Source organism: Sorangium sp. So ce124 (assembly GCF_051525235.1).
Lineage (GTDB): Bacteria > Myxococcota_A > Polyangia > Polyangiales > Polyangiaceae > Sorangium > Sorangium atrum.
On the sequence record NZ_CP150312.1, the window covers coordinates 3,358,771 to 3,372,546 of the forward strand.

Genomic DNA, 13,776 nt, shown 5'->3' on the forward strand with positions numbered 1-13,776 from the left:
GACGGCAGCTCGGCCGGGTGGGCCGCTGCACGATCGTGCCTCACGTCGCGAAGCGAGGTCAAGGCGCGCGGTCTGGCAGGCTCTTCGGGAGGGCGAGCCCGCGCGCGCCAGGTGGTAGAGAGCGACAACCGCGCCACCCCTTGCTAGAACCGCCCGCATGTCGCGGCCCGCGCGCCCTGAAGTCCTCGCTCCCGCCGGTGATCGCGCTGCCATGGAAGCCGCCGTGCGCGGCGGGGCCGATGCCGTCTACTTCGGCCTCCGGGGGGGCGCCGCTGGAGGCGGCGCGGCGTCGCCCTTCAACGCCCGCGCGCGGGCCGCGAACTTCGACGCGGCGGAGCTCGAGGAGGCGGTGCGCTTCCTCCACGCCCACGGCGTGAAGGGCTACGTCACCCTGAACACGCTGGTGTTCGACGACGAGCTTCCGGCGGTCCGCGGCGCGATCGAGGCGTGCGCCGCGGCCGGCGTCGACGCGGTCATCGTCCAGGACCTCGGGGTGATGCGCCTCGCGCGGGCGCTCGCGCCCGGGCTCCCGATCCACGCCTCCACGCAGATGACCTGCACCGACGCGGCCGGCGTCGAGCTCGCGCGATCGCTCGGCGCCGCGCGCGTCATCCTCGCCCGGGAGCTCTCGCTCGACGACATCGCCGCCATCCGCCGGGCGACCGACGTCGAGCTCGAGGTCTTCGTCCACGGCGCGCTCTGCATCGCCTACTCGGGGCAGTGCCTGACGAGCGAGGCCATCGGCGGCCGCAGCGCCAACCGCGGCGCCTGCGCCCAGGCCTGCCGCCTGCCGTACCGCCTCGTCGTCGACGGCGCGCTGCGCGACCTCGGCGACGCGGCCTACCTCCTGTCGCCGGAGGACCTCGACGCCACCGACGTCATCCCCGACCTCGTCGCGCTCGGCGTCGCCTCGGTGAAGATCGAGGGGCGCCTCAAGGGCCCGGAGTACGTCGGCGCCACCGCGCGGCTCTACCGCGCCGCGATCGACGCGGCGGTCGGCGCGGGAGCGGGCCCCGGGGCCACGGACCGGGAGGCGGCGCTCCAGGCGTTCTCGCGAGGCTCGGGCCCCGGCTTCCTGCGCGGCGTCGACCACCAGCGCCTCGTCGACGGCCGCACCTGCGATCACCGCGGCATCGAGGTCGGCGAGGCGCGCGGCGCCGGGCGCCGGCGCGGCCACGAGGTGGTGGTCGTCCGCGCCGCGCAGCCGCTCGCGCGCGGCGAGGGGATCCTCGTGGAGGGCGGGTTCGCCGGCGAGGGCGAGATCGGCGGCCGCATCTGGGGCCTGTGGGCCGCTGGCCGCGAGGTCGAGCGCGCGCCGGCGGGGGGCGACGTCGAGGTCTGGCTCGGGCCGGACCGGCGGCTGCCGGAGGACGTGCTGAGCGGCGCGCGGGGGCTGCGCGGGCGCCGGGTCTTTCGCACGAGCGACCCCGTCGCCACGCGCGCGGTCCGCGAGGCGCTCGACCGCGCCCCGCGGCGGGTGGCGATCGACGTCCGCCTCGAGGGCCGCCTCGGCGAGCGCCCGCGGCTCTCGGCGGCGACGGAGGGCGGGGCGTCGGCCTCGGTCGAGATCGACACTCCGCTCGGCCGCGCCGATCGATCGCCGCTCGACGAGGCCACGCTGCGGAAGCAGCTGGATCGGCTGGGCGACACGCCGTTCGTCCTGCGCGGCGTCGGGCTGTCGCTCGACGGGCCCGCGCTCGTGCCGCCGTCGGCGCTCAACCGCGCCCGCCGGGCGCTCGTCGCGGCGCTGCTCGAGGCGTCGCACCGCCCCCATCCGTCGGCGCCGCTGGAGGCCGAGGGGCTCGTCGCCGGGATCGCACCGCCGGACGCCCCGCCGCCGGCGCCGGGCCTCTTCGTGCTGTGCCGCAACGTGGCGCAGGCGCGGGCGGCGCTCGACGCCGGCGCGAGCGGCGTCTACCTCGATTTCCTGGAGATGGTCGGCCTCGGCGCCGCGGCGCGCGAGCTGATGGCGGCCGGGGCCTCCGTCGGGGTGGCGCCGCCGCGGATCCGCAAGCCGGGCGAGGAGAAGATCGACAGGTACCTGCTCTCGCTCGGGCCGGCGGCGATCCTGGTCCGCAGCCTCGGCGCGCTGCTCGACGCCACGCCGGGCGTGCCCCGGATCGGCGATTTCTCGCTGAACGTCACGAACAAGCTGGCCGCGCGCGAGGTGCTCTCGCGGGGGCTCGCCGCGTTCACGCCGTCGTTCGATCTCGACGCCGCCCAGCTCGAGTCGCTGCTGGACTCGCCGTTCGGGCCGTTCGCCGAGGTCGTGGTGCACCACCCGATGCCGCTCTTCCACATGGAGCACTGCGTGATCGCGGCGACGCTGTCCGAGGGCAAGGATCACCGCACCTGCGGCCGCCCGTGCGAGCAGCACGCGCTGTCGCTGCGGGACCGGGCGGGCATGGATCACCCGCTGGAGGCGGACGTGGGGTGTCGGAACACGGTGTTCCACGCGGCGCCGCAGAGCGCGGCGCACCTCGTGCCGAGGCTCGCGAAGAGCGGCGTGCGGCGGTTCCGGATCGAGCTGGTGCGGGAGGACGCCGAGGGGGCGCGGCGCGTGGTGGAGGCGTACCGGCGGCTGCTCGCCGGGGAGGTGGCGCCTGCGGAGGTCGCGCGCGGGCTGCGGGCCGAGGGGAGCTACGGGGTGGTGCGGGGGTCGCTGCGCGTGCTGCAGGCGTGACAGGGACGGCCATGGCTCTCGACCTGATCCTCACTTGACCTGATCCTCACATGAGGAGAAGGACACCCCGACCTTGGGACGGCACACCCTGCTCGGTGGCCAGCGGCCATGATCGGAGTGTCATGCGTTGCGCGCTCCTCGTCGGCCAACCCCGCTCGCTTCTCGCTCCGGCATGCGAGTTGCTGAGCTCCGCGGGCATGAAAACATGGGCTATGATGGTGGCGGGGTGTTGGTTGCTCGCTGGCTGCAACGGTGCCGATTTCGACGACAACCGCGCGAAATGGCGCGCCGACCGGCCAGCGGAGTATGTCATCCAGATCTGCGGCACTGGCTTTAACGGTGGCTGTACGCTCGCCGCGGTCTCCGGCGATACCGTGGTCGCCACCGCTCACAGCGGGATCGACGCTCCGCGCGGCGATTGGACGTTCGCTGAGGCGCCCGAGCAAGCAGATCCGGTGGAAGCGCTGTTCGACCGAGCAGAGCGCGAGAGCGATAGCTGCGAGCTCCGCAGCGTCCGCTTCGACGACCGCTACGGCTATGTGGCTGATTACTATTGGGACTGCGGTGAAGAAGGAAGCGGCGAGGAAGTCACATGCTTCCAGCCCGACACGAGCGACGTGACGCGCTGCGCGGAGTGAGCGCACGGCGAACGCCGATCAACAGACCGAGCCGCCCGCGCTGGCGCCGCGCCGTGCGCTCGGCTCTGCGGAGCGGCCTCGGACCTCTCGACTCCATTTTCAACCCAGCAGATAACCCATAGAGTTCCCCTCGGCGAGACGAGGGCGAGGGGCGGCGTGGCCAGGCAGAGCGCCACACCCCGCTGCAACAGCAGCACGGCGTGGGTGTCTTGAGGATGCGCTCGCAGTCTCCCAGGCAGGGGGGGGCGAGATCGGTCCGGATACAGAGGTCCCGGTCCTCATGACGACCCCAGTCCTGGGCAAAGCCAAAGGGGCCCAGAGGCATAATGTGAACGTTCACAATACCGATGTCAATTCGAAACGGCCGTCAGCGACCGTCCTCGCGCCCCGACGGCGGACAGGTCTCCTCCGGAGCGCCGCGTCAAGAGGGGCGGGCATCGGGCTGCGGTCACACAGGCGCTTCAGCGCCGTCGCCGCCGGCGCGCGGCGGGCCGGCGATGATCGCGGTAAGGCGCCCGCGCCTCTTGCCGCGGCGCTCCGGAGGAGCCCCGCCAGCCTCGTGCTCCCTCGGGCTCGGGAACCTTACGGCCCGGTCGATTGGAATTGACGGTGCTCATGTGATCGTTCACATTGTTGGCGAGGGGTATCCTTGTTGCTGTGCCTTGCTCGGGTCGCCACGCGCACCGAGGCATTCGTCTTCTGAACGATTTTTACACCAGCTCCGTTCGCTCGGTCGTCGCGGAAGCGATCGCTGAACGATGGGGATTGGCATCGGGCCGAGGGTGCTCCCAGAGAACACGTCATACCGCGCTCGTTCGGCGGCTGTCGTGAAATCTCGAGTGCTGTTCACCGGAGATGATTCCTTACAAAGATCCGGCGGTGCTGGCGACGCGGCCGGCTGACCACCGTCGGGGGCGGCGTGATCTATGTCGAAGAGCATGAACCCTCAAAACCACGTGTCACGGAGGCTCTTCCTGGCCATCCTGGGCTCGGCGTCCGTGGCCGCCGGCTGCTCCCGCGAGGAGAGCGACGCGGCGCGCGCCTCTCAGAAGCCGGCGTCGGACGCCGACGCCGCGGGGCGGAAGCCGAAGAAGCTGTCCGAGATCGTGGTCGGCTTCTCGCAGACGGGCGCCGAGAGCTCCTGGAGGATCGCGCACAGCAAGTCGATCCAGGAGGAAGCGGAGAAGCGCCACGTGCAGCTCCTCTTCGCAGACGGTCAGAACGTGCACAACAACCAGGTCAACGCCGTCAACGGGTTCATCACCAAGGGCGTCGACGTCATCGTCATCGCGCCGCAAGAATCCGTGGGCTGGAAGCCCACATTGAAGGAGGCCAAGCGCGCCGGGATCCCGGTGGTGCTCACGAGCCGGGGCGTGGACGCCGAGGAAGATCTGTACGAGACGGTGATGGTGGCGGACTTCGTCTGGGAGGGGCGCAGGGCAGGGGAGTGGCTCGCGAAGCAGACGAACGGCAACGCACGGATCATCGAGCTCGTGGGCACGCCGGCGGCGGACGTGGCGGTGATGCGCAAGACCGGCTTCGCCGAGGCCATCGCGAAGCATCCGGACATGAAGATCATCGCGAGCCAGAGCGGTGACTTCACGCGCACCAAGGGAAAAGCCGTGATGGAGACGCTGCTCTCGGCCCACAAGGGCGAGATCAACGCCGTCTACGCGCACAACGACGACATGGCGCTCGGGGCGATCCAGGCGATCCAGGCGGCAGGGTTGAAGCCCGGGCAGGACATCCTGGTGATATCGATCGACGCCGTGAAGCCGGCGTTCGAGGCCATGATGGAGGGGAAGCTGAACGCGACGGTCGAGTGCAACCCCCTGCACGGCCCCCTGCTCTTCGATACGATCGACAAGATCGTGCGCGGTGAGAAGGTGCCGAAGCGCACGATCGTCCCTGGCCAGATCTTCGAACGCGAGCAGGCGGCGGCGGCCATCGCCTCGCGGCCCTACTGAGGAGCGATCGGCGCCGGCGCCCCGCTGGGGCGGCGCGAGCACCATCACGCTCGTGAGCCCGCCCGTCGCGCGGCGCTCACGTACGGAGCAGCAGCCGCATGCCTGGTTCGAAAGCCTTGCTCTCTGTCGAGGGCCTCAGCAAATCCTTCCCCGGAGTTCGCGCTCTGCACGACGTGCACGTCGAGGCGCGCGCCGGCGAGATCCAGGCGTTGATGGGGGAGAACGGAGCCGGCAAGTCGACGCTGATCAAGCTGCTCACCGGCGTCTATTCTCCCGACGCCGGGACCTTGCGCCTCGGCGGTACGGTGATCCGGCCGACCTCTCCCCGCCACGCTGAATCGCTGGGGATCAGCGCGGTGCACCAGGAAATCAGCCTGATCCCGCACCTCTCCATCGCGGACAACATCATGCTGGGCCGGCAGCCTCGGCGCTTCGGCCTGATCGACGGGCGCGCCGTCCGCGCGAAGGCGCGTGAGGCCCTCGCGCGCCTCTCGCTGGATCTCGACGTGTCGCGATCGGTGGCGGCGCTGCCCACCGCGCTGCAGCAGATGGTCGCGATCGCCCGCGCGCTCGCGGTGGACGCGCGGATCCTGATCCTGGATGAGCCCACCTCCAGCCTGGATGAAGCGGAGACGCTGCGGCTCTTCGACGTCATGCGGGGGCTGAAGGCGCAGGGGTTGGCGATCCTCTTCGTGACTCACTTCCTGGATCAGGTCTACGCGGTCAGCGACACGATCACGGTGCTCAGGAATGGCTGCTTGGTGGGGCAGTACGCGAGCAGCGAGCTGCCTCGCCTGGAGCTCGTCCAGGCGATGCTGGGCGTCAAGCTCGGCGCGAAAGACAGGGCCGGGCCAGTCGGCCCTGCCGGTCCGGGAGGGGCGGCGAGCGCCGCGGAGCCGGCGCTCGCCGCGCGCGGCCTCGAGAGAAAGGGGGTCATCGGACCCATCGAGCTCGCGCTGCGGCCCGGCGAGGTGGTGGGGCTGGCGGGGCTGCTCGGCTCTGGTCGAAGCGAGACCGCCAGGATGCTCTTCGGGATCGAGCCCGCCGATCGCGGCGAGCTCGCGGTGAACGGACGCGCGACCGAGATCAAGACGCCACGGCACGCGATCCGGGCCGGCCTCGCGTACTGCCCTGAAGACCGCAAGGTGGATGGCATCATCCCGAACCTCTCCGTGCGAGAGAACCTCCTGCTCGCCTTGCAGGCCTCCCAGGGGGCGCTGCGGGTGCTCCCGCGCCACGAGCGGGAGCGTCTGGTCCAGCACTACATCAAGACCCTGAGCATCAAGACGCCGTCCCCGGAGACGCCCGTCAAGCTGCTCTCGGGCGGCAACCAGCAGAAGGTGCTGCTCGCGCGTTGGATGGCCATGCAGCCGCGGATCCTGCTGCTCGACGAGCCCACGCGCGGCGTGGACATCGGCGCCAAGCTGGAGATCGAGGCGCTGGTGAAGTCGCTCAGCGAGAAGGGGGTCGCCACGGTCTTGATCTCGTCGGAGCTCGAGGAGGTCGCGCGCAACTGCTACAGGGTGGTGGTCCTGAGAGACCGCAAGCAGCAGGGCGAGCTCGTGGGAGAGTCCGTGACGCCTTCGTCCATCATCCAGGCCATCGCCCATCAGAAGGAGGCGCCGCCCGATGCTTGAGAAGATCACGGAAGCGGCGCCCACGAACGCGAACCCCACGGGCATCGCGATCCTCCTCTTCACCGGGTGCGCCGGCGCCCTGCTGCTCATGCGCGGGCGCCGCGAGGCTTGGCCTTTGCTCGGCCTCCTAGCGCTCCTCCTGTTCAATTCGGTCCTGTCCAAGAACTTCTTCTCCATCGTCGAGCGCGACGGGGCCTATTACGGGACGCCCATCAACCTGCTCAACCAGGGCTCGGAGGTGATGCTCCTCGCGATCGGCCTGACCCTGGTGATCGCCGTCAGGGGCATCGACCTGTCGGTCGGCTCGGTCATGGCGTTGTCCGGCGCCACCTGCGTGATCCTGATGAAGGAGGCTCACTGCGGGCCGCTCCTGGCTGCGCTCCTGTCCCTCGCCGTCGCCGGCGCCGTCGGCCTGTTCAACGGCGCGCTGGTGACGGCGCTGAACATCCAGCCCATCATCGTGACCTTGATCAGCATGGTCGGTGTTCGCGGCGTCGCCATGCTCATCACCCGCGCCGAGCCCGTGACGCACACGGATGCGACGTTTGCGTTCATCGGCAACGGTCACGTGGGTGGCTTGCCGTTCTCCATGTTGCTGGTGGCCGCCGTGTTTGTCGTCGCCGCGCTGCTCTGCCGGAGGACGGCGCTCGGTCTGTTCATGGAAGCGATCGGCGACAACGAGCGGGCAAGCCGGCTCGCCGGCGTCGACGACCGCCGCATCAAGCTCTGGTTGTACGGCTTTTCCGGCCTGTGCGCCGGCATCGCCGGGCTCGTGGCCGCCTCGTACATCTCCACGGCCGACCCCGATCGCGTGGGGCGCCTGCGGGAGCTGGACGCCATCTTCGCCGCGGTGATCGGCGGTACGGCGCTCACCGGCGGGCGCTTCTATCTGGGTGGCACCCTGATAGGAGCGTTGCTGATACAAACGCTCTCCACCACGATGTACATCCAGCACGTCCCCTCGGAGATCGAGCCGATGCCCAAGGCCGGCGTGATGCTGCTCAGCTGTCTGCTGGTCTCGGAGGAGTCGCGCCGGCGGCTGCTCGAGCTGCTCGGCCTCAAGCGGGGGCAGTAGGGATGCTCAGCTGGGATCGGCGGGATCTGCCGCTCATGGTGACCGCGGTCCTCCTGATCGCGCTCTACTCGGGGGTGCTGGTCTGTTACGACGCGGCGCGCAGCCTGCGTTTCCTTGTCGACCTGATCAAGGGAAACGCGGCGATGGGCCTCTGCGCGGTGGGTATGACCTTCGTCATCCTGTCGGGGGGCATCGACCTCTCGGTCGGCTCCGTCGTCGCGCTCACGACGGTCCTCGTGGGCACGCTGGTCGCCGGTGGTTGCCACCCGCTGCTGGCGTTCTGTGTCGGCCTCGCCGTGTCAGTCGCGTTCGGCGCGATGACGGGGCACCTGATCCATCGTTTCTCTCTGCCCCCGTTCCTCGTGACGCTCGCGGGCATGTTCTTCGCTCGCGGCGCGGCGTTCCTCGTCAGCATGCAGCCCATCGGCATCGATCACCCTGCGCTGGACTGGATCGTCGATGAGCTCGGCTTCGCGGTGGCGATCCCGGGCCTGGACCGGACCTGGGTCCCGGCGACGGCGCTCCTGTTCTTGATCGTCCTCGTGCTCGGCGTGATCCTTGGCCGTAGCACGAGCTTCGGTCGGAACGTCCTCGCCATCGGCGGGGACAGGCAGGCCGCGCTGCTCATGGGGGTGCCGCTGGGCGCCACGACGGTGTGTCTTTACGCGTTGTGCGGCCTGTGCGCGGGCCTCGGCGGGGTCACGACGGCGCTGATCGACAGCGCCGGAAAGCCGAACATCGGCGCCGGGCTGGAGCTCGAGGCCATCGCCTCGGTGGTGATCGGTGGAACGCTGCTGACCGGGGGGGCTGGCAGCGTCGTCGGCACCGTGATGGGCGTGATGATCACGGGCATCGTGCGGGCGGTGATCAACCTGGATGGACGGCTGCCGTCGCCCTGGCACCACATCAGCATCGGGCTGCTGCTGCTGGTCTTCATCGTCATGCAGCAGGTCCTGATCCGATCGGCCCCCGCAGCCAGGGGGGTGGAGTACGGTCATCATCGATGATGCCGGAGAGCGAGGAGCGATAGAATGAGCGAGACCAAGCGAATTCTGGTCACCGGGGCGGCGGGCAAGGTCGGCCAGACATTCATCCGAAGGTTCCTGTCGAACCCCGCGTTCGAGGGGTGGAAGGTCCGCGCGCTGTGCCACAACCGCATGGTGGAGCGGACGGCGCGCGTGGAGGTGCTGCGTGGGGCCATCGAGGACAGGGCCGTCGTCAACGAGGCGACCGAGGGGGTGAGCCACGTGCTGCACCTGGCGACCAGCAAGGAGACCCCCGAGAGCATCATGGACGTGGCCGTCAAAGGCATGTTCTGGCTGCTGGAGGCCTGCCGTGTCAGCCCCACGTTCGAGCAATTCATCCTGGTCGGGGGCGACGCCGGGATGGGCCACTTCTTTTATCCGCACCCCGTCCCCGTCACGGAGGCGCAGCGGCACAGCGCCTACCCGGGCTGCTACGCGCTGTCCAAGGTGCTCGAGGAGGTCATGCTCGAGCAGTATTACATTCAATATGAGCTCAACGGATGCTGCCTGCGCGCGCCCTGGATCATGGAGAAGGACGACTTCAAGGCGCAGCTATCCTTCGGCGACGACGTGTTCGGAGGGCCGAGGTGGCGCGATCTGGTCGGCGCCGAGGCGGCAGAGGGGTACGTCCGCTCGGGCGCCGTGCCGGTGATGCTCGACCGCCGCGGCGAGCCGGTGAAGCGTAACTTCGTGCATGTGGAGGATCTGGTCACCGCGATCCTCAAGGCCATCAATCATGAGAAGGCTCGCCAGCAGACCTTCAACATTTGCATGGACGAGCCGGTGGACTACGGGGAGCTGGCGCGTTACCTGGAGGCGACGCGGGGCCTGCCGAGCGTGAGGGTGAAGACGCCGTTCCATTCGACGTGGCTGGACAACTCGAAGGCGAAGTTTCTGCTCGGTTGGCGCCCGCAGTACGACTTGGCGCGGCTCACGGACGCCGCCTTCGACTACGTGCGCGCGCCCGATGACCCGCGCGTCACGTGGTACCCCGGTTGATGGGCCCCGCCTCCCCACGGCGGCCCCTTCCCGCGGTGGACGAGCCTGACGATCACGCCGACGCCGAGCTTCTCTGCTAGGGGACGGGCCCGCCTACAAGCACCCTCGCCCGGCGGTTCGGCGTGCGCGCGTAGGCCTCCACGACGGCTCGCCCCACGCTCGCTGCGCGCCCGCGCTTCACCAGGGCCACGATCGCGCCGCCGAAGCCGCCGCCGGTCAGCCGGGCGCCGAAGACGTCCGGCTGCGCCCGCGCGCTCTCCACCAGATCGTCGACCGCCGGCACGGACACCTCGAAATCGTCGCGCATCGACCGGTGGGACGCGTCGAAGAGCTCGCCCAGATGGGCGAGATCTCCCGCGCGGAGCGCGGCCACGGCGGCGAGCACCCGAGCGTTCTCGGTCACGACGTGGCGGGCGCGCCGGTCGAGCGGCGCCGGCAGCGACGCGATGCGCGGCTCCACGGCCGCGTCGACGTCCCGGAGCTGTGGGACGCCGAGCGCCGCGGCCGCGCGCTCGCACTCCGCGCGCCGTGTCTTGTAATCGCCGCTCGCGTGCTGGTGAGCCACCCCGGAGTCGATCACGAGCAGCTCGGCCTCCGCGGGCAGCGGGATGCGCTCGAACGCGAGCGTCCTCGTGTCGATGAAGAGCGCCGTGCTCTCGTCGGCGAGGCTCGCGGCCATCTGATCCATCGTCCCCACCGGCGCGCCCACGAAGTCGTGCTCTGCGGCGTGCGCGATCCGGGCGATCTCCACGTCGTCGATGGAGAGGCCGAGCATCGTCCGCAGGGCGCGGGCGAGCGCCACGAGCAGCGATGCGCTCGACGACAGGCCGCTTCCGAGCGGCACCGTCGACTCGATCCTCGCGTCGAAGCCGGGGATCGATGCGCCCCGGCTGCGGAGGACCGCGGTGATGCCCTGCACGTAGTCGAGCCACAGTCCGCGGCGCGCCTCCTCGCCGGCGCGGAACGAGAGCTGGGCGCCGCCGTCCACGTTCGCCGTCGCGACCTGGATGAGCCGGTCGTCCCGCGGCGCGAGTTCGACGCGCGTCTTCTGCGGGATCGCCGTCGGCAGCACGTAGCCGCCGCTGTAGTCGGTGTGTTCGCCGATCAGGTTCACGCGCCCCGGCGCCTCGCCCAGGACCTTCGCCGGGCGGCCGAAGACGACCTCGAAGCCCTTCCCCTTCACCGTCATTGCAGCGTACCCATGTCGACGGGGCACAGGAAACCCAAATGTTCCGGAGGCGTCAAGCCACAACTGCGGGATCTGCGCCGGGCTGGCAGAGCAGTTTTTACGTCGGTTTTGCGCCGGTTTTACTCCGGTCCGCCCGGTCTCGTGAAGACGCGGTGCGTGCAACCGCGCTCGTCTCTGCGGCGATCGAAGGGGCGGTATTCACTCCGCGGCCCGCGGGAGCCGCCTTGGCTCCAGGGCCTGCGGGCGACGTCAGCCGCCGCAGCGGGGGCGACGACAGGCGGTCCGATCAAAACGCGAGCACCTCGCTCCCTGACGCGAGCTCGCACGCGCCGTCCTGGGGATCACCGCCGGTGCGGAGGATCTCGGACGGCTCCGGCTCGCGGTAGACGCCGGAGAGCGCGATGTCGACCATGCGCAGGATCGCGCGATCGAGCTTGGTCACGTAATAGCAGGGGATCGTCGGCTCCTTGTGCGCCCCGCCGACCCCGGAGTCATCCGTCAAGAAGAGGTATCGGCCGCCCGTGAGCTGCGCGGCGGAGCGCATGCTGAGCTCGGTGAGCTCATCCACGCCGCTCGACGCGACGGGATAGACAGCCACCCCGAGGTCCTTGAGGGCTCGTATCCCGCCTGCCATCGCCGCGGCGTTGTTCTCGTGGTGGGGCGCGTCTGCGACCCAGAAGGCGAGGCGCGCGGTGTCGTCGCCCGTGCGCCAGGAGAGGTCGGCCGTCTTGGAGAGCGCCATGTCCGGCGCCTCCGGGAAATCGCCGCCGCCGTTCGCCCCTTGCTCGGCGAGCTTCTCCTGGAACTCGTCGGGATCGGCGCGAAAGTCGAACCAGCGGACGATGTAATCGTCCTCGGTGTCTCTGTACAGGACGAGCGACCAGCGCTGCTGGGCGTTCGGGTACTTGGCGAAGATGGAGTCGGAGAGCGCGATGAACTCCGTCTGGAGATACGTGATCTCGTCGCCCATGCTGCCGGTCGTGTCGATGATGAGCGATACGTCCAGCGTCTCCTTCTTTCCTGGAGGCGCCGCGAAGAGGTTGTGCGCGGCCTGATGGTCGGCCTCGGTGAACGGCAAGATGCCCGGGAGCTGCTGCGAATAGAGCGTGCTCCGGTACGAGAGGAAGAAGTCGAAGTTGCGGTTGTCGTCCCAGACGCCCGCGGTGAGCGTGCCAGGCGCGATGCTGGCTCCGCCGCCTGCGCCTCCGCCGCCTCCGCCGCCTGCGCCTCCGCCGCCTCCTGTGCCCAGGCTTCCGCCGGGGGAGCCTTCGCTCGGAGGGCCGCTTCCATCCGACACACCTCCCGAAGCGGCTGAGCCGACCGCAGCGCCTGTGCCGAAGCTCGCATCGGGGCCAGCACCGGGGTCAGCGCCCGCTCCCCTCCCCGGGATCTCTCCGTCGCCGCCCTCCGCCGAGCTCGATCCGCCCGAGCACGCTCCCAGCGCGAGAAGGCCTCCCACCATGAAAGCGAAGCGGAAACGGGTATGCATTGGGATCTCCTCGGCCGCCTGGGTCGTCACATGCCGACGTCGGACGCGGCCGGGCATGCCGCGGTGCATGGCGCGTACCGAGTCAGAGTCGTGTGATTTCCGGCACTTACGTGGCTAGACAGGGGGCGTTCTGTGCCAAGGCGCGCCGGAGCGCGACCCCGGCGGCTCGGGCGCGCCTCTCAGGCTCCCCGCAGCGCAGCGATCACGGGCGCGGTGTCGGGCCGCATGCCGCGCCACAGGGTGAAGCACTCGGCGCCCTGCTCGACCACCATGCCGAGGCCGTCGGTGGTCTGACCCACGCCGGCCGCGCGTGCGGCCTGCACGAACGCGGTCGGTTCCTTCTTGTAGGCCATGTCGTAGGCCAGCGAGCCCTCGTTCCACACGTCGGCGGGCAGGGGCGGCACCTCGTTGGCCATGGAGGAGGCGGAGCCGTTGATGATCACGTCGAAGCGCCCGGAGATGTCGGCGAAGCCGCCGCCGGCGAGCTGGATGGCGCCGGCATGCGGGCCGAACTCGGCCGCGAGCTCCACGGCCTTGCTGGCCGTGCGGTTGGCGACGAAGATCTCGGCCGGCTGCTCATCGAAGAGCGGCAACAAGGCGCCGCGAACCGCGCCGCCCGCGCCGAGGAGCAGCACGCGCGCGCCTTCGAGGCAGCGGCCGAGGTTGTGGGTGATGTCGCGCACGATGCCGAAGCCGTCGGTGTTGTCGCCGAGGAGGGTGCCGTCGGCGCGCAACGTGAACATGTTGATCGCTCCGGCGGCACGGCCGCGCGGCGTCAGCTCGTCGGCCAGCGCAAAGGCCTCGATCTTGAAGGGCATCGTGATGTTCATGCCCTTGCCGCCGCTCTTCTGGAACTCGCGCACGGCGGCGGCGAAGCCATCCAGCTCGGCGAGGATCGCGCCGTACACCATGTCCTGCCTGCATTGCTCGGCAAAGGCGGTCTGCAGCGCCGGCGACTTGGTCTGGGAGATGGGATTGCCGATGATGGCGTAGCGGTCGGTCATGGGTGCGTCCAGGCCTCAGCGACGCGGGGCCACGCCCGCGAGCGCCGCAGATCTACGATACTGTCCAGCA

10 protein-coding genes are annotated in these 13,776 nt (G+C 70.1%); 7 read left to right on the plus strand and 3 right to left on the minus strand.

Annotated elements, in window-relative coordinates; genetic code table 11:
* Positions 1-211 precede the first annotated feature (211 nt).
* The 7 genes from WMF19_RS12845 to WMF19_RS12875 all read left to right on the plus strand — a co-directional run bounded on the left by WMF19_RS12845 (position 212) and on the right by WMF19_RS12875 (position 10,024).
* Entirely contained in the window at positions 212-2,683 is a 2,472-nt protein-coding gene (locus tag WMF19_RS12845) for a DUF3656 domain-containing U32 family peptidase (RefSeq protein WP_437899352.1), read from the plus strand.
* Between the two features lie 212 nt (positions 2,684-2,895).
* Positions 2,896-3,321 (plus strand): hypothetical protein, encoded by a 426-nt coding sequence (locus tag WMF19_RS12850; RefSeq protein ID WP_437328920.1) that lies wholly within the window; start codon positions 2,896-2,898, stop codon positions 3,319-3,321.
* 938 nt (positions 3,322-4,259) lie between these two features.
* Positions 4,260-5,288, plus strand: a complete 1,029-nt coding sequence (locus WMF19_RS12855; RefSeq protein ID WP_437899353.1) for an ABC transporter substrate-binding protein — start codon at positions 4,260-4,262, stop codon at positions 5,286-5,288.
* Positions 5,289-5,386: 98 nt separating this feature from the next.
* Positions 5,387-6,925, plus strand: a complete 1,539-nt coding sequence (locus WMF19_RS12860) for a sugar ABC transporter ATP-binding protein (RefSeq protein ID WP_437899354.1) — start codon at positions 5,387-5,389, stop codon at positions 6,923-6,925.
* Complete coding sequence (locus WMF19_RS12865) at positions 6,918-8,000, plus strand: ABC transporter permease (protein ID WP_437899355.1); 1,083 nt, start codon at positions 6,918-6,920, stop codon at positions 7,998-8,000. Before WMF19_RS12860 ends, WMF19_RS12865 begins: the two co-directional genes overlap by 8 nt.
* Positions 8,001-8,002: 2 nt before the next feature.
* Positions 8,003-9,007 carry an ABC transporter permease subunit gene (locus tag WMF19_RS12870; protein WP_437899356.1) on the plus strand — a complete coding sequence of 335 codons (1,005 nt, stop codon included), beginning with the start codon at positions 8,003-8,005 and terminating at the stop codon, positions 9,005-9,007.
* Positions 9,008-9,031: 24 nt separating this feature from the next.
* Complete coding sequence (locus WMF19_RS12875) at positions 9,032-10,024, plus strand: NAD-dependent epimerase/dehydratase family protein (RefSeq protein WP_437899357.1); 993 nt, start codon at positions 9,032-9,034, stop codon at positions 10,022-10,024.
* 76 nt (positions 10,025-10,100) lie between these two features.
* Here the strand turns inward: WMF19_RS12875 and galK are convergent, their stop codons facing one another.
* The 3 genes from galK to aroE all read right to left on the minus strand — a co-directional run bounded on the left by galK (position 10,101) and on the right by aroE (position 13,706).
* Entirely contained in the window at positions 10,101-11,213 is a 1,113-nt protein-coding gene (gene galK, locus WMF19_RS12880) for a galactokinase (RefSeq protein ID WP_437899358.1), read from the minus strand.
* Positions 11,214-11,499: 286 nt separating this feature from the next.
* Positions 11,500-12,702 (minus strand): vWA domain-containing protein, encoded by a 1,203-nt coding sequence (locus WMF19_RS12885; RefSeq protein ID WP_437899359.1) that lies wholly within the window; start codon positions 12,700-12,702, stop codon positions 11,500-11,502.
* Positions 12,703-12,881: 179 nt separating this feature from the next.
* Complete coding sequence (gene aroE, locus WMF19_RS12890; protein WP_437899360.1) at positions 12,882-13,706, minus strand: shikimate dehydrogenase; 825 nt, start codon at positions 13,704-13,706, stop codon at positions 12,882-12,884.
* Positions 13,707-13,776 lie beyond the last annotated feature (70 nt).

Bases quoted from the DNA above. Each gene is read 5' to 3' on its own strand.
- WMF19_RS12860 (WP_437899354.1), top strand. From the start codon at position 5,387: ATGCCTGGTTCGAAAGCCTTGCTCTCTGTCGAGGGCCTCAGCAAATCC.
- WMF19_RS12850 (WP_437328920.1), top strand. From the start codon at position 2,896: ATGATGGTGGCGGGGTGTTGGTTGCTCGCTGGCTGCAACGGTGCCGAT.
- WMF19_RS12885 (WP_437899359.1), bottom strand. From the start codon at position 12,702: ATGCATACCCGTTTCCGCTTCGCTTTCATGGTGGGAGGCCTTCTCGCG.
- WMF19_RS12875 (WP_437899357.1), top strand. From the start codon at position 9,032: ATGAGCGAGACCAAGCGAATTCTGGTCACCGGGGCGGCGGGCAAGGTC.
- aroE (WP_437899360.1), bottom strand. From the start codon at position 13,706: ATGACCGACCGCTACGCCATCATCGGCAATCCCATCTCCCAGACCAAG.
- WMF19_RS12855 (WP_437899353.1), top strand. From the start codon at position 4,260: ATGAACCCTCAAAACCACGTGTCACGGAGGCTCTTCCTGGCCATCCTG.
- WMF19_RS12845 (WP_437899352.1), top strand. From the start codon at position 212: ATGGAAGCCGCCGTGCGCGGCGGGGCCGATGCCGTCTACTTCGGCCTC.
- galK (WP_437899358.1), bottom strand. From the start codon at position 11,213: ATGACGGTGAAGGGGAAGGGCTTCGAGGTCGTCTTCGGCCGCCCGGCG.
- WMF19_RS12870 (WP_437899356.1), top strand. From the start codon at position 8,003: ATGCTCAGCTGGGATCGGCGGGATCTGCCGCTCATGGTGACCGCGGTC.
- WMF19_RS12865 (WP_437899355.1), top strand. From the start codon at position 6,918: ATGCTTGAGAAGATCACGGAAGCGGCGCCCACGAACGCGAACCCCACG.